This is a genomic window from Stenotrophomonas sp. YJH_SMC_127, assembly GCF_059372445.1.
In genome coordinates this window covers 1-21,204 of record NZ_JCAFVO010000011.1, presented here as the reverse complement: position 1 = coordinate 21,204, position 21,204 = coordinate 1, and the positions used below count along the sequence as shown (strand labels likewise).

The following is a 21,204-nucleotide window of genomic DNA, read 5'->3' as shown; positions in this document are numbered from 1 at the left end:
GGAGCCGTCGCATGTTCAACATCCTCATCGACACACCCAACCGCGACCAGCGACGTGTCCGCTGCCTGCACCGTGAATGCGGGATCGGCCGTGGCGACGGCAACCTGGTGGTGCTGCAGGGCTGGAGCATCGCCCAACGCCATGCGGCGCTGAAGCGCGAGGACGAGGGCATCTTCATCGAGAGCCTGGGAGGCCGCTCGCCGGTACTGGTGAATGGCGAACAGGTCAAAGGCAGCCGTGGCCCGCTCACCAGCCGTGACCGGGTGCAGATCGGCGACTACCTGCTGCAGGTGGTGGACGACGACCCGCCGGCCGAACCCACCGCCGATGCTGGAAGTTTCAATGCGGGCGCGGCCAACGATGTACCGGTGGACGCCACGCCCGCACCGGCACCCGCACCCGCACCGGCGCAGCCATCCAGCGAACGCCAGCTGGCGCGGCCGGAGCAGCTGCCGCCGGATATGGCGGTCTATCGTGCAAAGCTGCATGCCTCGCTGGTCAAGCAGATGGACCTGCGCCGGCTTGACGTGCGCAGCATGGACGATGAGTCGCTGCGCAACGCCACGATCAAGCTGATCGATGAAGTGATGCAACGGGAGTTCTCCGAGCTTCCCAAGACGATCAACCCACGCAGGCTGGCCAAGGAGGTGCTCGATGAGGCCATCGGCCTGGGCCCTCTGGAAGACCTGATCGACGATGCGACGGTGACGGAAATCATGGTCAACGCGCACGACCAGATCTTCATTGAACGTGCGGGCCGGATCGAACGGTCCCCCATTGTCTTCACCAGTGACCGCGCGGTGCTGTCAGCCATCGAGCGCATCGTGACGCCCCTCGGTCGCCGCATCGACGAAAGCTCGCCGATGGTCGACGCGCGGCTGAAGGATGGCTCCCGCGTCAACGCCATCATTCCGCCGGTGGCGCTGCGCGGCCCGAGCATCAGCATCCGAAAGTTCGCCAAGCGCAAGCTGGAAGGAAAGGACCTGCTCACCTTCGGTTCGCTCAGCCAGCCGATGCTGGAATTCCTGATCGTTGCGGTGCGCGAACGGCGCAACATCGTCGTCACCGGCGGCACCGGCTCCGGCAAGACCACCCTGCTCAACATCCTTTCCAACTTCATTCCCGATACCGATCGCATCGTCACCATCGAGGACGCGGCCGAACTGAAGCTCGTCCAGCCCAACCTGGTTGCCCTGGAAGCGCGTCCTCCCAACATGGAGGGCAAGGGCCACATTTCCATCCGCGACCTGGTACGCAACGCGCTGCGCATGCGCCCGGACCGCATCGTGGTCGGCGAGTGCCGCGGCGGCGAAGCACTGGACATGCTGCAGGCCATGAACACCGGCCACGAAGGATCGCTGACCACCGCCCATGCCAACAATCCGCGCGAGGCGCTGTCGCGCCTGGAAGTGATGGTCATGATGTCCGGCATGGAGCTGCCGATGACGGTGGTGCGCGAACAGATCTCGTCGGCAGTGGACCTGATCGTGCACCAGAAGCGCTTCCCCTGCGGTTCGCGCAAGGTCAGCCACATCACTGAGTTGACGGGCATGGAAAGCGGAACCATCCAGCTGCAGGATGTGTTCCTGTTCAAGGCACGCTCCACTGCCGGACGCGATGGCAAGGTGGTGGGCGAGTTCGTCGCGACCGGTGCAGTGCCGGAGTTCTATGAAGAGCTTGCCGAGCGTGGCGTCGCCGTTGACCTGGACATTTTCCGTACCGGGGGACGGCGGAATGAGTGACATCCTGCTGATCGCCCTGCTGTGTTTTGCCTGCGTGACGGGCTCGGTGCTGTTGCTGGCGCGTGCCAGCTCCGGCTTCATGGACCGCTACCGCGCCAACTTCATGGACCAGGCGCGGGTCAATCTGGCCGACATGTTCCTGTTCGTCGACCCGCGCGTGCTGTTCAGGACCAATGTCCTGATGCTGCTGGCGATTCCCGTGCTGCTGTGGATCGTCACCGGCGGCAACCTGCTGCTGCCGATCCTGGCCCTGATCCTGCTGGCCATAGCGCCACGCAAGATCTACCTGTGGCTGAAGCAGCGCCGCCTCGACCAGATCCAGCAGCAGTTGCCCGACGGGCTGCTGATGCTGGCCGGCAGCCTCAAGGCCGGCGTCGGCTTCAATCCTGCGCTGGAAGCACTGGCCCATGACGGCCTGCCTCCGCTGGCCCAGGAGCTGGCACTGGTACTGCGCGAGCAGCACATGGGCGTGCGCACGGAGGAGGCGCTGGACAACTTCGCCGCCCGCGTGCCCATTGCCGACGTGAAGCTGTTCGTGGCCGCCGTCAGCATTTCGCGCGAGGTTGGTGGCAATCTCGCCGAGAGCCTCTCCACGCTCGCCGAAACGCTGCGGCGCAAGCTCATCATGGAAGGCAAGGTCAAGGCACTCACCGCGCAGGGGCGCCTGCAGGGCATCGTCATGGCGATGCTGCCAGCCGGCCTTGTCGGCTTCCTCGTGCTGTTCTATCCAGAAACGATGAACCCCATGTTCCACACCTTCATCGGCTGGTGCGTCATGGCCCTGATCGGGGTACTGGAATACCTCGGCTACCGCATGTGCCGCAAAATCATGACGATCGATATATGAACGCCCTGCTCATCCTGGTCGCACTGCTTGCCGCTGCCGCTGTTGGGCTGCTTGCATTCGCGCTGCGCGGACTGGTGCAGTCGGTCGAGGTGGACCAGCGCAACTACCAGGATCCGCTGCCGCTGCTGCTGCGCATCCTGTGGCCGCTGATTACGGTCGCTACGCGCCTGGCCGGGCCGCGCCTGTCCTCGGCACAGCTGGAGCGCGCGCATCGCAGCCTGCAGTCGGCCGGCCAGGACTTCGTGCTGTCACCGGAAGAACTGTATGGCGCACGCATCGTCTCCGCCGCCGTGGCCAGTAGCTTCCTGTTGCTCACCATCATCCTGCTGGGCCGGTTCGGAGTCGGCTCCGTGCTGATGGCCCTGGCATTCGGCGCACCCTTCGGGTGGATGTATCTCACGCTGTGGCTGGGCGAACGGCGGAAAGCGCGCTCCAAGCATGTGATCCGCGACCTGCCTATCTTCCTCGACTTCATCACCATGGCCGTCGAAGCGGGCCTGAACATCACCGGTGCGATCGAACAGTCCGTCGACAAGGGGCCGCCCGGACCGTTGTCACAGGAGTTCTCGCGCATGCTGCGTGATCTGCGCGCGGGCCTTCCGCGCGCCGAAGCACTGCGACGCATGTCCGATCGCGCCGACATCTCCCAGTTGACCAGCTTCACCAGCGCCTTGATCCAGGCGGACCGGGTGGGTGCCAGCCTGAGTGACACACTGCGCTCGCAGGCCATGCAGCGCCGCGAAGAGCGCTTCCTTCGCGCCGAGAAGCTGGCCCTGGAAGCACCGGTGAAGATGATGCTGCCGCTGGTGCTGTTCTTCTTCCCGCTGATCTTCGTCGTCCTGGCCTACTTCATCTTCCTGCAGATGAAGCAGCAGGGCATCCTGTGAGTCCCCGCGCATGAGAACCGGCGCCCTGATCCGCGACCACCAGCAGTTGCTCAGCTGCGTCTGGCATGCCGATCGCTGGCACCAGCGGCTGCGCGGCCTGCTGTTGCGCGCGCCACTCCAGCCTGGGCAGGGCCTGCTGATAACCCCCTGCTCGAGCGTGCACACCCTGGCCATGGGGTATCCGCTCGACCTGTTGTTCCTGGACCGCGATCAGCGCGCCGTTGGCTGGCGCGAGGCCGTGCGCCCATGGCGCGGCGCCTGGTGCCGCGGCGCCTACTCGACGCTGGAAATGCCGGTGGACAGCCTCAGGCATATTGCCCCGGTGCTGGGCGAGACGTTCCAATGGTGCCCTTCTCCGCCTGCGGCACCGCCATCCACGAGGGCGTTGCAATGAAGCACATCCGCACATCCATCCGCCAGCAGCGGGGGCAATCGCTGATTGAATTCTGCATCGTGGTTCCGGCCTTCGTCTTCCTCATCCTGGTCATCTTCCAGTTCGTCCTGATCTATCGCGCCAAGTCGCTGCTGGATTTCGCCACGCTGCAGGCCGCGCGTGCCGGCGCGGTCAGTGGCGTCAATCATTCCGAGATGCGCAGCGCACTGGAAATGGCAATGGCTCCCCTGTACGCGACCTCGCCGGATGCCGCCGGTGCCGTCGCCGCCCGCGCCAAGGTCGCCCTGCTGTGGAAGAACCCGTTGCTGTCACCGAAGATCGAGGTCATTTCACCCAGCCGCGCGGCGTACAACGAGTTCCGCGAGCGCCAGTTCGATGGGCGCTATGCGCTGCCGAACGACAATCTTGCCTTCCGCGATGCACGTGTCGGCAGCAGCCGCGTCAGCGTGCAGGACGCCAACATCCTCAAGATCAAGGTCACCTATCCGATGCCCCTGATCGTTCCCTTTGCCGACCGGGTGATTGCCGGTCTTTCAGACCTGGTCAGCGAAGGCGACAGCTTCCGCCCGGCCTCGATGCTGATCGAAGACCCGATCACCGGCCATCGCCGCATGCCGATCGAGTCCTACGCGATCGTCCGCATGCAGAGCCCCGTGCATGACAGCAACAACCTGGCGCGCTGACATGCAGGTGCTGCTGGCCAGCCTGTTGATGGCAGCAACCTGGGCCGTCGCCGCGCAATCCACAGACGCTGCTGACAACGAACCTCCACAGGCGCGATTGCTGGCACGCGCCTATGGCCTGGGCCCACTCGGTCCAAGCTCGCCTGGTGGTGAGGTCGAGGTCGAGATCCGTTTGCGCGGGCCTGCCATCCGTATTGATTTCCGCGGCGACAATGCGCCCGATGCATGGCTCACCACCCAGGGCCAGCGCGGCCGGGCATGGCTGGTGAGCGAGCGCGGCAACTACACGCTGCCGGTCGCCGACGCCAGTGGTCCCTACTGGTACGATCCTGCCGCCCCATGCCACACGATCGGAGGGCGCTGCTCTCCCGCACCCGGCGAGTTCATCCTGGGTCGCCTCGCTGCCGGCTGGCGCTATGACAATGCGCAGGGCCCTGATGGCACCACCTCCGGCACGTTGTGGATCGATACCCGCACGGGCCTGCTGCTGGGTTACCGCGGACGCACCGGCAACCAGCGTACCGAACGCGGCCTGCGGGTTACCGAGGTCACTTTCGATGAGGTGCCGTCGAGCCTGTTCGACCCGCCCGCCGGATTGCGTCGACGCACGCAGGATGCGGCGAACTGAGCGAGGTGGTTGCAGTGCCGACACCGTGGCGCGGGAGGTCTCACTCCCTCCGCGCCGGTAGATCCACGCAGCGCGTGGATCTACCGCTGGCCCGCCCCCCTTAGAAGCCTACCCGCAGGTTGATCTGCCCGCCGACATCGCGGCGGCCATCACCGTGCTGGCCCTGCACGAACATCGACAGCTGGCTGTTGCGACCCAGGCCGACCGCCACGCCGAGCTGGCTGACCAGCGCATTGCGTGCCATCACCGCGCTGTAGACATCGAAGGCATCGCCACCGACCGCGAAGCGGTTGCGGCTGGCCACATCGGTGTCACCCGATGCATGCTGCCAGCCCAGGCCGACGGTCAGCTGCGCCGGGAAGCGCGCGCCGCTACCCACGTCCCAGCGGCCCCGCACGCCCACCGTGCTGACGTTGAGCGTGTCCTTGCCGCCTTCCAGCACCAGTGCGGCACTGCCACCCTGCTCCAGCGCACGATCACTGTCGACCCAGTGCCGGGTGAACTGCACGTACGGCTGCAGTTGGGTCCTGCCATGGGTCCAGGTCCAGCTGCCTTCGACCTGGGCGATGGTCACGTCCGAATCCTGGCGGCTGTACAGGGTCTGGCCCAGCAGCGGCACCTCACGCGTGGTGCGCGTGCGGTAGTCACCGCGCGACACGCTGCCACCGACCGCAAAGCCGTTGTTCCACTGTCCCTGTGCATACAGGCCGAACGTGTTGCCGCGCAGGCGGGCGCGCGAACTGCGATCGTACAGGCGCGTATCCAGGCGTTCGTTGCCGGCCGCCGCACCCAGCACCACGTGTTCACCCAGCTGCCAGTCCACACCCGCCATCACCGCATTGCGGTTGGAACGGATCTCATCGCCATTGCCATCGCCATCCTGCTTGAACACCTTGCCGCTACCGGCCAGCCAGGCCGAGGCACGCTCACCACGCACGGTCGGCAGCTCACTGCCCAGGCGTTGGCGGATGCCCTCTTCCAGATAGTTGTCGTACAGCAGCACCGCGCGGCTGGCCGCGTGCACTTCGCCGGAGAGCTGGTCGAATGCGCTGCGCGCAGTGCTGGCGTCATACAGCAGCACCGTGTTGTACAGGCCCAGCGCCGCGCCACTCTGCGGCAGGCTGTCCAGCGCCGCAGCGGTGTTGTACTGGTTGCGCGTGTTGGCCACGGTGGTGAACGCCGCCGTCTGCGCCACGTCGATCTGCAGGTTGGCGGTATTGGCGGTGTAGACCGGGGTGATGGTCAGGAAGGCCGACGGCGAGTTCGCCGAGGCGAACTGCCCGCTCACCCCACCGCCCGCATTGATCACCGTGTACTGCTGGCCCTGCTGGTAGCTGGTGCTCGGCGAGATGGTGTTCACCTTTACGGTGCTGCCACCCACGTTGGCGCTGCCGCCCACCTGTACCGTATCGCTGCCGCTGGCACCCAGATCGATGCCCAGCGTGCTGCCCGGCGACAGGGTCAGGTTGCCACCCACGGTGATCGTGCCGGTGCCATTGCCTGTGCCGCTGCCGTTGCCCGGGCCATTACCCGGCGACAGCACGCCACCACTGGACACCGTCACGCCACCGCCGGTGCCACCAATGGTGCCGGTGCCGGACAGCGTGGTACCGCTGCCGATGGTCCACTGGCCGCCGATGGTGCCGGTGACATTCAGGCCGCCGCCGGTGACCTGGCCGGTACCGTTGAAGCCACCACTGTTGCCGCCGAGGTTCAGGCCACCGGGGCCGGCCTGCACGATGCTGCCGCCGCCGCTGATGTTGCCGCCCAGCGTGGTGGTGCCACCGGTGTTGATCACCAGGCCACCGTTGTTGGTGATGTTGCCGGTGATCGCGCCGCTGGCCCCACCGTTGCCGACCTGCACCGTGCCACCGGCGTTGATGGTGGTGCCACCGGTATAGGTGTTGTTGCCGGTCAGGATCACGATGCCGGTGCCGGCCTGGGTCAGGCCGCCGCTGCCGCTGATGGTGCCGCCGACGGTGGTGTTGCCACCCACGTTGAACACCAGGCTGCCGTTGTTGCTGACGTTGCCGGTGATCGCACCGCTCGCGCCACCGTTGCCGACCTGCAGCGTGCCGCCGGTGTTGATGGTGGTGCCGCCGGTATAGGTGTTGTTGCCGGCCAGGACCACGGTGCCGGTGCCGGCCTGGGTCAGGCCGCCGCTGCCGCTGATGGCGCCGCCGACGGTGCTGTTGCCACCCACGTTGAACACCAGGCTGCCGTTGTTGACGACACTGCCGCCGATCGCACCGGTCGCACCGCCATTGCCAACCTGCAGCGTGCCACCGGCGTTGATGGTGGTCGGGCCGGTATAGGTGTTGTTGCCGGTCAGGGTCAGCGTGCCGCTGCCGGCCTGGGTCAGGCCGCCACTGCCGCTGATGGTGCCGCCCAGCGTGGTGTTGCCGGCCACGTTGGACAGCAGCGTGCCATTGTTGGTGACATCACCGACGATCGAACCGGTCGCACCGCCATTGCCCAGCTGCAGCGTGCCACCGGCATTGATGGTGGTACCGCCGGTGTAGGTGTTGGTGCCGGTCAGCAGCAGCGTACCGCTGCCGGCCTGGGTCATGCCGCCACTGCCACTGATGGTGCCGCCCAGCGCGGTGTTGCCGGCCACGTTGGAAATCAACGCACCATTGTTGGTGATGTCGCCGGCGATGGCGCCGGTTGTACCGCCATTGCCCACCTGCAGCGTGCCGCCGGCATTGATGGTGGTACCGCCGCTGTAGGTGTTGTTGCCGACCAGGGTCAGCACCCCGCTGCCGGCCTGGGTCAGGCCACCACTGCCACTGATCGCGCCGCCGACGGTGGTGTTGCCCGCGACGTCGAAGACCAGGCTGCCGTTGTTGGCGACATTGCCGGTGATCGCACCGGTGGCACCGCCATTGCCCACCTGCAGCGTGCCGCCGGCATTGATGGTGGTACCGCCGGTATAGGTGTTGTTGCCGGTCAGGGTCAGCGTACCGGCACCGGCCTGGGTCAGGCCACCGGTGCCGCTGATGGTGCCGCCCAGCAAGGTGTTGCCGGCCACGTTGGACACCAGCGCACCGTTGTTGGTGATGTCACCGACGATCGCGCCGGTCGCACCGCCATTGCCCACCTGCAGCGTGCCGCCGGCATTGATGGTGGTACCGCCGGTGTAGGTGTTGTTGCCGGTCAGCACCAGCGTGCCACTACCGGCCTGGGTCAGGCCGCCGCTGCCACTGACCACCGCGCCCACGGTTGCCGTCGTGCCCAGGTTGTAGACCAGGCTGCCATTGTTGGTGATGTCGCCCAGCACCGAGCCGGTGCTGCCGCCGTTGCCGATCTGCAGCGTGCTGCCACCATTGATGGTGGTGCCGCCGGTATAGACGTTGTCGCCGCTCAAGGTCAGCGTGCCGGTGCCGCTCTGCACCAGGCCACCAGTGCCACTGAGCACACCGCCGAAGGTGGTGCTGCCGTTGTTGCCGCCGGTGGTCAGGGTCGCACCGCCCAGCACCACGCTGGATCCGGTCACGCCGGCCAGGCCACCGATGCTCTGGCTGCCACCGGCACTGATGTCCAACGTGCCGGCGCCGGACAGGTTCACCGTGCTGGCACCGGACAGGCTGCCACCGGCCGCCACCGCCAGCGTGCCGCTGTTGATGGTGGTGGTACCGGTGTAGGTGCTGGCGCCGCCCAGGGTGACGGTTGCCGCGCCATCTTTCAGCAGGCCGCCAGCGCCGCTGATCGGGCCATTCAAGGTCAGCGCGTTGCTGCCCGCCAGGGTCAGCGTGCCATTGGCCAGCTGCACGGTGTTGGCCAGGGTCAGCGCGCTGGTGCCGTCCAGGCTGGCGTTGCCGCCCACGGTCAGCGCGCCGGTGCCCAGCGAACCGTCGTTGCCCAGCAGCAGGCCACCGGCATTGAGGGTCACGCCACCCGTGAAGACGTTGACGCCAGTCAAGCCCTGGATGCCTGCGCCGTTCTTTACCAGGCCACCGGCCCCTCCGATGGTGCCGGCGAACGTGGTATTGCCCACGCCATTGAGGGTCAGCGTGCTGCCGCCCAGCGCAACGGTCGAACCCGCCACGCCTGCCAGCGAACCGATCGCCTGCGCACCACCCGCGCTGATGTCGAAGGTGGTACCGGCATTGGCCAGGTTCACCGCACCGGTCGCCGCCAGGCTGCCACCGGCGCCGATCGCCAGCGTGCCGGCGTTGATGGTGGTACCCCCGGTGAAGGTGTTGGTGCCGGTCAGCGTCTGGGTCCCCGAGCCTTCCTTGATCAGGCCACCCGAGCCGGCCAACGAACCACTGAACGTGCCATTGCTGGCATCACCGATCGTCAGCGTGTTGGCCCCCAGGTTCACCGTACCGTTGCCGACCAGTGTGCCGAACTGCTGCGTGCCGCTGCCCGCCGACAGATCGAAGGTCGCACCCGAGGCCAGGTTGACGATGCCACTGGCGTGCAGGCTCGCGCCAGCACCCAGTGCCAATGTACCGGCGTTGATGTTGGTGCCACCGGTGTAGGTGTTGGTGCCGTTCAGGGTCAGCGTTGCGGCTCCCTCCTTGGTCAGGCTGCCGGTGCCGCTCAGGTTGCCGTTGAGGGTGAGGTTGTTGCTGCCGAGGACGGTCAACGCGTTGTTGAGGGTGAAGTTGTTGGCGAGGGTGACCGCTGTGTTCGAATCGAGCGTCGCAGCGCCTGCGACCGTCACCGCACCGGTGCCCAGCGCAGCATTGTTGCCGACCACCAGGCCGCCGGCGTTGAGCGTTACGCCGCCGCTGAAGGTGCTGCCGCCGTTGAGCGTCTGCACGCCTGCGCCGTTCTTGACCAGGCCGCCGTTGCCACTGATCGCACCGCTGAAGGTGCTGTCCACGGTGCCGCCCAGGGTCAGCGTGCTGCCGCCCAGCGCCACCGTACTGCCGGCGACGCCGGCCAGCGAGCCGATGGCCTGGTTGCCCGCCGAAATGTCGAACGTGCCGGCACCGGCCAGGTTCACCGCGCCGGTCGCGGCGAGGCTGCCACCCGCGCCGATCGCCAGCGTGCCGTTGTTGATGGTGGTACCACCGGTGTAGGTGTTGGCACCGCTCAGGGTCACGGTGGCCGCACCGTCCTTGACCAGGCCGCCGGTACCGGAAATCACACCGCCCAGTGTCAGCGCCTGGCTGCCAAGCAGGTCGAGGTTCGCGCCCGCTGCGAGCCCGATGTTGTTGGCCAGGTTGACGCCTGTCGATGCATCCAGCGTCGCGTTGCCGCCCACTGCCAGCACACCGCTGCCGAGCGCAGCGTTGTTGCCGACCACCAGGCCACCACCGTTGAGTGCGACGCCACCACTGAACAGATTGGCGCCTCCCAGTGTGAGGACGCCGGCGCCATTCTTGACCAGGCCACCGGTGCCGGAAATCGCGCCATCGAAGAGGCTGTTGCCCACACCACCGAGTGTCAGCGTCTGTGCACCCAGGCTCACCGTCGAGCCCGCCACGCCGTTCAACGAGCCGATGGTCTGGTTGGCCCCTGCGGTGGAGATATCGAAGCCGGTGCCTGCAGCGCTCAGCGTCACCGCGCCGGTGGCTGCAAGGCTGCCGCCCGGACCAATCGCCAGCGTACCGGCAGTGATGAAGGTGCCGCCGGTGTAGGTGTTGGCACCGGTCAGCGTCTCGATGCCCGTACCGACCTTGGTCAGGCCACCCGTGCCTGCGATCGAGCCACTGAAGGTGCCATTGGTGGCGCCGCCGACTTCGATCGAGTTGGCGCCGAGGTTCACCGTACCGTTGCCGACCAGGGTTCCGAACACCTGCGTGCCGCTGCCGGCAGACAGATCCAGCGTGGCACCTGTGGCGAGGTTCACGGTACCGCTCGCCGCCAGGCTGGCACCGGCCCCCAGCGCCAGCGTGCCGGCGTTGATGTTGGTGCCACCGGTATAGGTGTTGATGCCATTCAAGGTCAGCGTCGCGCTGCCGTTCTTGGTCAGGCTGCCGGCACCGGAAAGGACGCCGTTGAGCGTCAGTGCGTTGGTCCCGAGCACGGTCAGCCCGGCGTTGAGCGCGATGTTGTTGGCCAGCGTTGCCAGGCCGGTGGTATCCAGCGTGGCAGCACCGCCGACCGTCAATGCACCGGTGCCCAGCGCCGCGTCATTGCCGAGTACCAGCCCGCCTGCATTGAGGGTCACGCCGCCGCCAAAGGTGTTGGCACCGGACAGCGTCTGTACGCCCGCGCCCACCTTGATCAGCCCCCCGCCGCCACTGATCACGCCGTCGAACGCGGCGTTGCCGGCCGTACCGAACGTCAATGAGTTTCCGCCCAGCGCCAGCGTGCTGCCGCCCAGACCATTGAGTGCGCCGATGGTCTGGCTGCTGCCGGCACCGGAGATATCGAAGCCGGCGCCCGCCCCCAACGTGACGTCACCCGCCGCGGCCAGGCTGCCGCCCGTGCCCAGCGCCAGCGTGCCGGCATTGATGGTGGTACCGCCGGTGTAGGTGTTGGCACCGGACAGCGTCAGCGTGGTAGCGCCGTTCTTGATCAGGCTGCCATTGCCGCCGACCACGCCCGACAGCGTCAGCGCATTGCTGCCCGGCACCGTCAGTGCAACGCCCGAGCCCAGCGTGACCGCATTGCCGAGCGTCACTGCCGCGCCCGCATCCAGCGTGGTGCTGGTATTCACCGCCAGCGCGCCGGTACCAAGCGCACCATCCGCACCGACGACCAGGCCACCACCGTTCAGGGTCAGGCCGCCACCGAAGGTGTTGGTGTTGTTGAGGGTCAGCAGGCCCGTACCATTCTTGACCAGGCTGCCATTGCCGGCCACCACGCCACCGAGCGTGACATCGTTGCTGCCGCCCAGCGTCAGCTGCGTGCCCGCACCGAAGTTCACTGCATTGGCCAGGTTCAACGCCACCGTGCTGTCCAGCGTGGTGGTGCCTCCGATGCCCAGCGCACCGGTGCCGAGCGCGCTGGCATTGCCGAGGATCAGGCCACCCGCGTTGAGTGCAACACCGCCACTGAAGGTGTTGGCACCGGACAGCGTCTGCACGCCGGTACCCGTCTTGACCAGGCCGCCAGTGCCACCGATCACGCCGGCAAAGCTGCCGTTGCCGGCGCCGCCAAAGGTCAGCGACTGCGCGCCCAGCGCCAGCTGGCTGCCTGCGACGCCGTTGAGTGCGCCAATGGTCTGCGCGGCACCGGCTGCGGAGATGTCCAGCGTCGCACCGGCACCGGCAAGATCCACCGCACCGGCCGCGGCAAGGCTGCCACCGGCCCCCAGCGCCAGCGTGCCGGCGTTGACGGTGGTGCCACCCCCGAACGTGTTGGCGCCAGACAGCGTGAGGCGCGCCGCGCCATCCTTGATCAGCCCGCCGGCGCCGAACACCGGACCGGTCAGCGTCAGGTCATTGCTGCCCAGCACGGTGAGGTTGGCGCCGGCGGCGAGGCCGAGGGTGTTGCCCACCGAAAGCGCCGCAGTGGCATCCAGCGAAGCGTTGCCGCCCACGTCCAGCTGGCCGGTACCCAGCGCCTGTGCGTTGCCAAGCTGCAGTACGCCCGCGTTGAGCCCGACGCCCCCGCTGAACGTATTGGCGCCGTTCAACGCCAGTGTCGCCGCACCGTTCTTGACCAGCCCGCCGGTGCCGCTGATGACGCCCCCCAGCGACACGTTCTGGCTGCCCAGCAGATCCAGCACCGCACCGGCGCCGAGGTTGACGCTGTTGGCCAGGTCCAGCGCCACCGAACTGTCCAGCGTGGTGTTGGCCCCCACCGACAATGCACCGGTGCCCAGCGCGCCGGCATTGCCCAGCAGCAGGCCGCCGCCGTTGACGGTCAGCCCGCCACCGAAGCTGTTGGCGCCATTGAGGGTCAAGGTGGTGGCACCGTTCTTCACCAGCCTGCCCGCACCGGACACCACCCCACCCAGCGTGATCGACTGCGAACCCGGCAGCGACAACGCGGCGCCTGCAGCCAGTGCCACGTTGTTGCCCAGGTTCAGCGGCGCACTGCCGTCGAGCGAGACGTTGCCACCGATGCCCAGCGTCCCGGTGCCGAGTGCGCCGCTGTTGCCCAGCAGCAGGGCGCCAGCGTTCGCGCTCAGTCCACCACTGAAGGTGTTGGTACCGTTCAAGGTCAGTGTCGCCGCGCCGTTCTTGACCAGGCTGCCGGTGCCCGTGATGTTGCCGGCCAGGGCCAGGTTCTGGCTGCCCGGCAGGGTCAGGGCCGCGCCGAGGTTGATCGCATTGCCCAGGTTCAGCGCTGTCGTGGCATCCAGCGAACCGTTGCCACTGACCGTCAGCGCGCCGCTTCCCAGCGCACCGGCATTGCCCAGCACCAGGCCACCGGCCGTAAGGTCCAGGCCACCACTGAAGGTATTGGCGCCGGTCAGCGTCTGCACGCCGGTGCCCTGCTTGACCAGGCCGCCGGTACCACCGATCACGCCCGCGAACGTCTGGTTGGTGGCATCACCGAAGGTGAGCGTGCTGCTGCCCAGCGTCACCGTGCTGCCGGCAATACCGGACAGCGCGCCGATGGTCTGGTTGCCGCCGAGCGAGATGTCCAGGTCCGCGCCAACGCCGGTCAGGCTGACCGCACCGCCGGCAGCCAGGCTTCCGCCGCTGCCCACCGCAACCTTGCCGGCATTGATCGCCAGGCCGCCGGTGAAGGTATTTGCGCCACCCAGCGTAAGCGTGGCTGCACCGTTCTTGACCAGGCTGCCGGTGCCACCGATGGCGCCGCCCAGCGTCAATGCGTTCGAGCCCAGCACATTGAGCGAGCCACCCGCGCCCAGCGTGATGCCATTGCCGACCGCAAGCGCCGCGCTGGTGTCGAGCGACACCACGCCACCAACATTCAGCGCACCGGTTCCCAGTGCTCCAGCGTTGCCCAGCACCAGGCTGCCGGCATTGAACGCCACGCCGCCGCCGAAGGTGTTGGCGCCATTGAGCGTCAGCGACGACGCACCGCTCTTGACCAGGCCACCGGTGCCACCGATCACGCCGTTGAACGTCAACGCCTGGTTGCCGAGCAGATTGAGGCTGGCACCCGAACCGAGGTTGACCGCGTTGGCCAGTGCAAGCGCCCCCGTGGTTCCATCGAGCGTCACGTTGCCGCCGACACTGAGCGCACCGCTGCCCAGCGCAGCAGCATTGCCCAGCAGCAGGCCGCCGCCGTTGAATGCCACGCCGCCGCTGAGGTTGTTCACGCCCGACAAGGTCTGCACGCCGGTGCCCAGCTTGACCAGGCCACCCGTGCCTGCGGCGAACGTGCCGCTGTAGCTGGTATCGCCCAGCCCCGCGAGGGTGAGCGTGTGGCTGCCCAGGTTGACCGAACCGCCGAGGCCCGCCAGCGAACCGATGGTCTGGTTGGCGGCCGCCGACAGGTCCAGGGTGGTACCGACGCCGACCGTGATCGCGCCGGTGGGTGACAGGCTGCCGCCCGCGCCCAGCGCCAACGCGCCTCCGGCCAGGTTGAAACTGCCGGTCAGCGCATTGGCGCCGTTCAAGGTGAGGGTGCCGGCGCCGCTCTTGGTCAGGTTGCCGGCACCGGAGATCGAACCGTTCAATGACAACGCATTGCTGCCCAGCAGGTTCAGCGAGCCCCCGCCATTGATCACCAGATTGTTGCCCAGGGTGAAGCCCGCCGTCGTATCCAGTGAAGCGCTGCCACCCACGGTCAGGTTGCCGCTGCCCAGTGCACCGGCATTGCCCAGTACCAGGCCGCCGGCATTGAGGTTGACGCCGCCGGAGAACAGGTTTGCGCCGCCGAGAGTAACGATGCCGGTGTTGTTGACCGTCAGCCCGCCAGTACCGGACAGCAAGCCCCCCAGGCTGAACGCATTGGTCCCTGCCAGGGACAGATTGCCACCAAGGCTGAAAGCGTTGGCCAGGTTCAGACCGGCCGTGGCAGAGGCGATGGCACCGCCGTTGGCGGTGAACAGCCCTGTGCCGAAGGAACCGGCATTGTTGAAATTGACCAGGCCATCATTGAGCGTGGTCGTACCTGCACCCGCCCACGCACCCTGCAGGTTCCAGGTGCCGCTGTTGACGGTGAGCTTCTGGAAGTTGAGGTACTGGTTCCAGCCCAGCGTGGTCACCGCTCCGCCGGTGCCGGACCCCGGACCGCTGACGACGTTCTGCAACACCAGCGTGTTGTTGGCCGCACCACTGCCGGTACCGGCGTCGACCGATCCCGCAGCCGCAACCTTTACCCCGGTGACACCGGTAATCACGCCGGCAAGAGCGCTGCCGCCGCCGCTCACAACGCTGGAACCCGACACTGCGGTGAAGGTGTTGCCGCCGGTTGAATCACCCAGGTGAACGCTGCCACTGACCGCCCCCGCATTGAGGAACGTGTTACCGCCAGAAGCACCCAGGCCGACGCGTCCGTCGATGGTGCCTGTGTTGGTCACATTGGCGGCTGCACCACCATAGGTCACTACCGTGGTCGCGTCGGAAACGCTGCCTGCACCGATCAGCGACGTGCTGATCAGGCCGGCGTTGTTGATGGTGGTGGTGCCGTTGACATTCTGTGCCACCAGCGCCTGTCCACCGAAGCCCAGCAGCGTTGCGATGTTGACGACACCCTTGATCTGTCCGCTGGCGTTGTTGTTGACGACGATCGCGCTGTTGTTGGCAGAACCATTGCCGATGACCAGGCCGGGCGAGGCGAGGATGATCGAGCTCGGATCGATCGTGCCATTGTTGTTGACCGTCACGTTGTCGCCGGTCAGCGTTGCTGCGTTGCCGCCGCCTACGATCGGCGGCGTACGCAGCAATGCACCCGCGTCGATGTTCAGCGTGAGGCCGTTGGTCGCGTTGGAGTAGTTGTTGATGCTGGTGGTGCTGTCGCAGTTTACGGTTGTGGTGCCGGTGCACGCTGCGAATGCCGATCCGCTGGCCAGTGTGGCGGCCAAAGCCGCCGCCAGCTGGTGCGCCCGCAATCGCGGCACCCGCCCTGCGCTGACCGCGCTTCCGCCGGGGTTCTGGGCGACCTCCGAAGCAACCTGCATTACCCCAAGGGCACGATTGAAAACCAGACGGTAAATGCGGTTCATCGGTAAATCTCCATGAAAAGACCGGATGGCACAGCTGGCAGGTTTTTTGGAGACAATGCGGCCCACCCCGGCTCCCCGAACGGGAACAAGGCCTGAAGGCATTAACTCCTGAAAATCTTCAAATCTTCACGCGATCGCACCCGGGGACAGGTGCGCCAGCGCGTCCGTCAAGGCGAAAACTCCCCGATTTCGCCCGACGAATGGCGGCACTGTGCGACCGACGGTGCCAGCGGCATGTGAATCACGCGCGCTATTTTTATGACGTGCGTCAAATAACAGGGGCGGACAAAATGGTTTTGCCGAAAATGCATATACCTGCAGCAAGCGGAGATTCCCTTCCCCGCCATAAGTAAATGGATTCAGCTGCTGGAGAGTTTCATCAGCACCAGGCCGGAAACGATCAACACCGCCGCACCGATCCGCATCGGGCTGACCTGCTCGCCCAGGAACACAATGCCAACCACGAACGCCCCGACCGCGCCGATGCCGGTCCAGATCGTATAGGCGGTTCCCAGCGGCAGGCTGCGCATGGCCACCGCCAGCAACCAGAAGCTGGCGATCATGCCGATGATGGTGACCACGGTGGGGGTGAGCCGGGTGAAGCCTTCGGACTGCTTCATGGACACGGCCCAGACGATTTCCAGCAGGCCGGCAAACAACAGATAGATCCAGGCCATGACGGCCCTCCTCTTGGTAGGGCCAGGCCGTCCTGGTCATTGGTTCCCGATGTGGGGGAGGTCGTTCCTCCTGGCCGGCATTCTAGCAACGGGGGTGGGTACCGGCCGCTGCCGCCGGAAGCGGGTTACAGCCGATTCAGTGCATGAAGCTGGCGTCGATGGGCCCGTCTGCGCTAGAATACGCGTCTGCCATCGGCCATCCCGATGTGCAGTCCGGCTGTGGTCTCCGGCGCGCCGCGCGCTGTTTCCCCTGATCCGTGAACTGGCCGCCCATCGGGCGGCCAACGTCTCTATGGTGGCCCCGTCGGCCCCTCGCGACGCTAGGTCGAAAACCCCGCCAGGGCCGGAAGGCAGCAACGGTATCGATCGACGCGGGCGCCGAGGTCAGCCGGCGGGGCCACCGCCTTTTCCGCACTGGGGTCAGTTCCCTTTGCATGGCAAAGGGATCTGACCCCGGCTTCGCATTCTTGGCCCGGCATGGCGCCGCGCTACCCTGCCTCGGGCGTGCCCTGGTGGAACACCATGCGCCATCTGTCCCCGTGCCGGCGCCACAGCGAACTGCGCAGCACCCAGTGCTGCAGCTGCCCATCAAGGTGATGGCGGCTGCGGTAGCGCACCTGGGCCAGGTCCTGCGACAGCAGCCAGACGGCGTACTGCTCCGATTCGATCTGCACCTGGGCACGCTCCAGCGGAATCTCCACCAGCGCGGCCGCACGGTCGTAGCACTGGCCGGAGCTGCCGATCTCGCTGAAATCCTCATCCAGCAATGCGGCCAGTTGCTCGCGGTCGGCACGCACCTGCGGCGCATGCAGTGCGCGCTCCAGCGCCTCCAGCCCGGCAGCCAACGCCGCACCTGCGGGCTGGCCGGTACCGCTCACGGCGGGTCCTGGGCCAGCACGTGCGGGGCGGTCGGGCTCGCCAGCGGCACGCACTGCCCCGGCTGCGCCACGCGGTGCCCACGCGCAGCCAGCGCCAGACCATCGGCCGCGCTGGCGTAGTGGTACAGCATCATCCGCGCCTGCAGTTCGGCGCTGTACTCACGCTCCAGATCGTCCACGCCGGTATGCGAGGGATTGCCGTGCAGGCCGCAATCGTGAGCGATCAGTTCGTTGTCACTGGCAAAGCGTGCCAGCATCTCCGGAATCGGCCGGGTATCGCCGCTCCAGGTCAGCGCGCCCTGCAGGCGCAGGCCATAGGCCGTCTCCGGCCAGTGGTGGCGCACCGGAAACACTTCCAGGCGCACGCCCTCGTGCCAGAACGCCTCGCCCACCACGATCAGCTGGAAGGCATCCCAGAAGTTCGCACCGCCCTCGGCCAGCACGTTCGGGTAATCCCCGATGCGCTTGTGCAGCAGCGGCACCACCGTGGCGGGCACGTACAGGCGCACCTTGCCGCGCCGGTGCGCATTGAAGAAGGTATCCACGAACAGGCGCTCGAAGCCGGCCACGTGGTCCAGGTGCACATGGGTGACGAACAGCGCCTGCGGCATCTGCCCGTAGTGCGCCTTGAACGCGGTCAGGCCTTCGCCACCACAATCGATGGTCAGCCATGGGCGCCCCTCCCGTTCAATCACCGACATCGGCGACCCCAGCTCGACCGCCGACGCATTGCCGACGCCGAGGAAACGCAGCGACCAGTCCATCAGGTGCCCCGGTTCCAGGCCATGTCATAGGCACGGCGCAGCCGCGCGTAGTCCTTCTGCACGTCTTCCACGCTGCGCTCGCCGCGCAGCTTGATCAGCGAGCGCAGCAGGCGCTTGAGGTTGCGCTCGCGCCAGGCGGTCGCCGGGATGCGGATCACGCCGCGGTCGAAATCGATCAGCCAGCCATGGCCGCTACCATCGAACAGGATGTTGTGCGCGTTGAGATCGGCATGGTCCAGGCCGGCACGATGGAAACGGGCAATCAGGCGCCCGGTCTCCTCCCAGGGAGCCCCCCGGCCGGCCACCAGTGCGCGGTCGGCCAGCGAGCGCACGCCCTCGATCCGCTCCATCAGGATCGCCGCCCGGTAGCGCAGGCCCTCGCGCATGTAGAACGCGGCGATCGGCCGTGGCACCGGCAGCTTTTTCTCGCGCAGGGCGCGCATCAGGCGGAATTCGGCGAAGCTGCGGGTCCGGTCCGAGCCGCGCCAGAGGTACTGATCATGGCTGATACGGGCCGCCATGCCGCCGCGCAGGTAGTGGCGCAGCACGCTGGCACCGAACGGCGCATCGACGAACCAGGCGCTGCCGCGGCCGCCCTCGCCCACCGGCCGGGCCCTGCTGCCCCAGTGCTGGGGCGAGAACAGGCCGATCTCGGCTTGCCGCAGCCGCTCGCGGTCGAACAGAATGGCCCCGATGCCGCGACCCTCGCGGCATGGCGTCAGCGCTTCATTGGCGTCGAATGCGACCATTTCATTGAGTCTAACAACACATGGCATCAGCGTCCTCCTCCTTGTGCCTCCTGCGCCTGTCCGCACTTGGCGATGTCACCCACGTGGTGCCCCTGGTGCGTACCCTGCAGGCCGCGCGCCCGGACACGCCGATCCACTGGATCATCGACAAGGTCGGCCACAAGCTGCTCGACGGCCTGCCCGGCGTCACCTTCCATGCCTACGACAAGAAGAGCGGCATGGCCGGGGTCAAGGAACTGCGCAGGCAGCTGCCGCCGGGGCGCTTCGAAGCGCTGCTGCAGATGCAGGTCGCGTTCCGCGCCAACCTGCTGTCGGCCTTCATTCCGGCCGAGCGCCGCATCGGCTACGACCGCAGCCGCTCGAAGGACCTGCATGGGCTTTTCATCAACGAACGCATTCCCGACCGTCCCGGCATCCATGTGCTCGATGCCATCGGCAGCTTCTGCGAACCGCTGGGCCTGCGCCAGACCGAGGTCAGCTGGGACCTGGCCGTGCCGCAGTCGGCATATGAGTGGGCCGCCGCGCAGTGGCACGACGATGGTCGCCCGGTGCTGATGATCTCGCCCTGCTCCAGCCACGTGCGCCGCAACTGGTACGCCGACCGCTACGCCGCCGTGGCCAACCACGCGGTCACGCGCGGCTGGCAGGTGGTGCTGTGCGGTGGCCGCAGCGAACTTGAGCGCAGCATGGCCGACGCCATCCAGGCACAGCTGCACACGCCGGCGCTGGACCTGGTAGGCAAGGACACGCTGAAGCAGCTGCCCGCCCTGCTGGCCCGCGCCAACCTGGTGATGACGCCCGATTCCGGCCCGATGCACATCGCCAACGCGATGGGCGCCAAGGTGCTGGGCCTGCATGCGGCCAGCAATCCGAACCGCAGCGGCCCGTACTCGGATCGTCGCTATTGCGTGGACCGCTACGACGATGCGGCACGCAAGTACCTCGCCAAGCAGGCCACCGATCTGAAGTGGGGCACCAAGATCGAGTTCGACGATGTGATGGAACTGATCACCGTGGAAGACGGTATCGCTGCCTTCGAACGCTACGTCGCCGACCACCTGGGGTGAGCGGCAGGCCGCCCGGGATTACACGCGCTGCGCGTAATCCTGATAGGACTTCTCCTCCACGTACGCCGAGCCCAGCGCCAGGTTGATCGCCTTCTTGATGCGCGCGCGTTCGTCATTGCGCAGGTACACGCTGCGCGCCAGGTCGATGAAGCCCTGGTCGAACGCCTGCGCCTTCTCCTTCAGCCGGATGTCGTCCTCGATCTCCCACAGCTGCTCGTTGACCACCTTCAGCTCGGCACGCAGCCTGGCGATGTCCTTCACGGCCGCCGGGTGTGCCATCCAGGTCTGCTCCAGCGCCGACAGCTCCCTGCGCACGTTGGCCAGCTTGCCCTCGTCGCTGATGCGCTCGGACTTGATCTGCAGGATCGAAATCTTGTCCAGCAGCTCGCCGAAAGAAACGGGAACGAGGATTTCAGCGGTCATGGGGAAAAGCTCCAGCAGGTGATGCGTACATGGTAACCCGCAGCGTCCGCACGGATATCCCCGGTAGATCCACGCCATGCGTGGATGAGCCTGCCAGCAGGAACAGCATCCACGCACCGCGCGGATCTCAGTGATGCATCTGGAGGACCAAGCCCCTCTGTTGAGGGGCTGCCCCGACAGGGGCGGGGAGAGGCCGGCAAAGGGAGGGGCCCACGCGTTGCGCAGCAACGTGTGGGGCGACACGCAGAGCGCGTCGCGTCCCGCGCCAGATCAGTACAGGGTCACTACGGCGTGATTCCCGCCGCGCATCCACGCACCGCGCGGATCTCCCGTGATGCATCTGGAGGACCAAGCCCCTCTGTTGAGGGGCTGCCCCGACAGGGGCGGGGAGAGGCCGGCAAAGGGAGGGGCCCACGCGTTGCGCAGCAACGTGTGGGGCGACGCGCAGAGCGCGTCGCGTCCCGCGCCAGAT

Annotated in this window: 13 protein-coding genes and 1 other RNA gene; 8 read left to right on the top strand and 6 right to left on the bottom strand. The window is 67.0% G+C overall.

Features of this window, described 5'->3' with window-relative positions; genetic code table 11:
- Nucleotides 1-11: 11 nt before the first annotated feature.
- The 6 genes from AC5QAB_RS18630 to AC5QAB_RS18605 are packed head-to-tail and all read left to right on the top strand — an operon-like array spanning nucleotide 12 to nucleotide 5,181.
- Nucleotides 12-1,742 (top strand): ATPase, T2SS/T4P/T4SS family, encoded by a 1,731-nt coding sequence (locus AC5QAB_RS18630; protein ID WP_197561578.1) that lies wholly within the window; start codon nucleotides 12-14, stop codon nucleotides 1,740-1,742.
- Complete coding sequence (locus tag AC5QAB_RS18625) at nucleotides 1,735-2,589, top strand: type II secretion system F family protein (protein ID WP_014646168.1); 855 nt, start codon at nucleotides 1,735-1,737, stop codon at nucleotides 2,587-2,589. The genes AC5QAB_RS18630 and AC5QAB_RS18625 overlap by 8 nt, the downstream gene beginning before the upstream one ends.
- Nucleotides 2,586-3,476 (top strand): type II secretion system F family protein, encoded by an 891-nt coding sequence (locus AC5QAB_RS18620; protein ID WP_197561579.1) that lies wholly within the window; start codon nucleotides 2,586-2,588, stop codon nucleotides 3,474-3,476. The genes AC5QAB_RS18625 and AC5QAB_RS18620 overlap by 4 nt, the downstream gene beginning before the upstream one ends.
- Before the next feature lie 10 nt (nucleotides 3,477-3,486).
- Nucleotides 3,487-3,870: a DUF192 domain-containing protein gene (locus tag AC5QAB_RS18615; RefSeq protein WP_032958206.1), complete on the top strand. Its 384-nt coding sequence runs from the start codon at nucleotides 3,487-3,489 to the stop codon at nucleotides 3,868-3,870.
- A complete protein-coding gene (locus AC5QAB_RS18610; RefSeq protein WP_032958205.1) occupies nucleotides 3,867-4,553 on the top strand; it encodes a TadE/TadG family type IV pilus assembly protein in 687 nt (228 codons plus the stop codon). Before AC5QAB_RS18615 ends, AC5QAB_RS18610 begins: the two co-directional genes overlap by 4 nt.
- Nucleotide 4,554: 1 nt before the next feature.
- Complete coding sequence (locus AC5QAB_RS18605; RefSeq protein WP_032958203.1) at nucleotides 4,555-5,181, top strand: hypothetical protein; 627 nt, start codon at nucleotides 4,555-4,557, stop codon at nucleotides 5,179-5,181.
- Nucleotides 5,182-5,281: 100 nt separating this feature from the next.
- On the opposite strand, the gene AC5QAB_RS18600 is transcribed toward AC5QAB_RS18605, so the two are convergent.
- Both AC5QAB_RS18600 and AC5QAB_RS18595 read right to left on the bottom strand, forming a co-directional pair.
- Nucleotides 5,282-16,174 carry an autotransporter-associated beta strand repeat-containing protein gene (locus tag AC5QAB_RS18600; protein ID WP_495233547.1) on the bottom strand — a complete coding sequence of 3,631 codons (10,893 nt, stop codon included), beginning with the start codon at nucleotides 16,172-16,174 and terminating at the stop codon, nucleotides 5,282-5,284.
- Between the two features lie 359 nt (nucleotides 16,175-16,533).
- Entirely contained in the window at nucleotides 16,534-16,851 is a 318-nt protein-coding gene (locus AC5QAB_RS18595; protein WP_005415486.1) for a DMT family transporter, read from the bottom strand.
- 301 nt (nucleotides 16,852-17,152) lie between these two features.
- Between AC5QAB_RS18595 and ffs the strand changes: the two genes are divergently transcribed.
- Nucleotides 17,153-17,249: signal recognition particle sRNA small type (ffs, locus tag AC5QAB_RS18590), an RNA gene on the top strand.
- A gap of 90 nt (nucleotides 17,250-17,339) precedes the next feature.
- On the opposite strand, the gene AC5QAB_RS18585 is transcribed toward ffs, so the two are convergent.
- Genes AC5QAB_RS18585 through AC5QAB_RS18575 form a run of 3 tightly spaced genes read right to left on the bottom strand, consistent with a single transcriptional unit; the run spans nucleotide 17,340 to nucleotide 19,242 of the window.
- A complete protein-coding gene (locus tag AC5QAB_RS18585) occupies nucleotides 17,340-17,729 on the bottom strand; it encodes a nuclear transport factor 2 family protein (RefSeq protein WP_049405685.1) in 390 nt (129 codons plus the stop codon).
- Nucleotides 17,726-18,493 (bottom strand): MBL fold metallo-hydrolase, encoded by a 768-nt coding sequence (locus AC5QAB_RS18580; RefSeq protein ID WP_032958196.1) that lies wholly within the window; start codon nucleotides 18,491-18,493, stop codon nucleotides 17,726-17,728. Before AC5QAB_RS18580 ends, AC5QAB_RS18585 begins: the two co-directional genes overlap by 4 nt.
- On the bottom strand, nucleotides 18,493-19,242 hold the full coding sequence (locus AC5QAB_RS18575; protein ID WP_032958195.1) for a 3-deoxy-D-manno-octulosonic acid kinase: 750 nt from the start codon (nucleotides 19,240-19,242) through the stop codon (nucleotides 18,493-18,495). The genes AC5QAB_RS18580 and AC5QAB_RS18575 overlap by 1 nt, the downstream gene beginning before the upstream one ends.
- A 20-nt stretch (nucleotides 19,243-19,262) precedes the next feature.
- Here AC5QAB_RS18575 and AC5QAB_RS18570 point away from each other — a divergent pair, with 20 nt between their 5' ends.
- Nucleotides 19,263-20,309, top strand: a complete 1,047-nt coding sequence (locus tag AC5QAB_RS18570; protein WP_046429133.1) for a glycosyltransferase family 9 protein — start codon at nucleotides 19,263-19,265, stop codon at nucleotides 20,307-20,309.
- Nucleotides 20,310-20,327: 18 nt separating this feature from the next.
- Here the strand turns inward: AC5QAB_RS18570 and AC5QAB_RS18565 are convergent, their stop codons facing one another.
- Complete coding sequence (locus AC5QAB_RS18565; RefSeq protein WP_014646159.1) at nucleotides 20,328-20,732, bottom strand: DUF6165 family protein; 405 nt, start codon at nucleotides 20,730-20,732, stop codon at nucleotides 20,328-20,330.
- Nucleotides 20,733-21,204 lie beyond the last annotated feature (472 nt).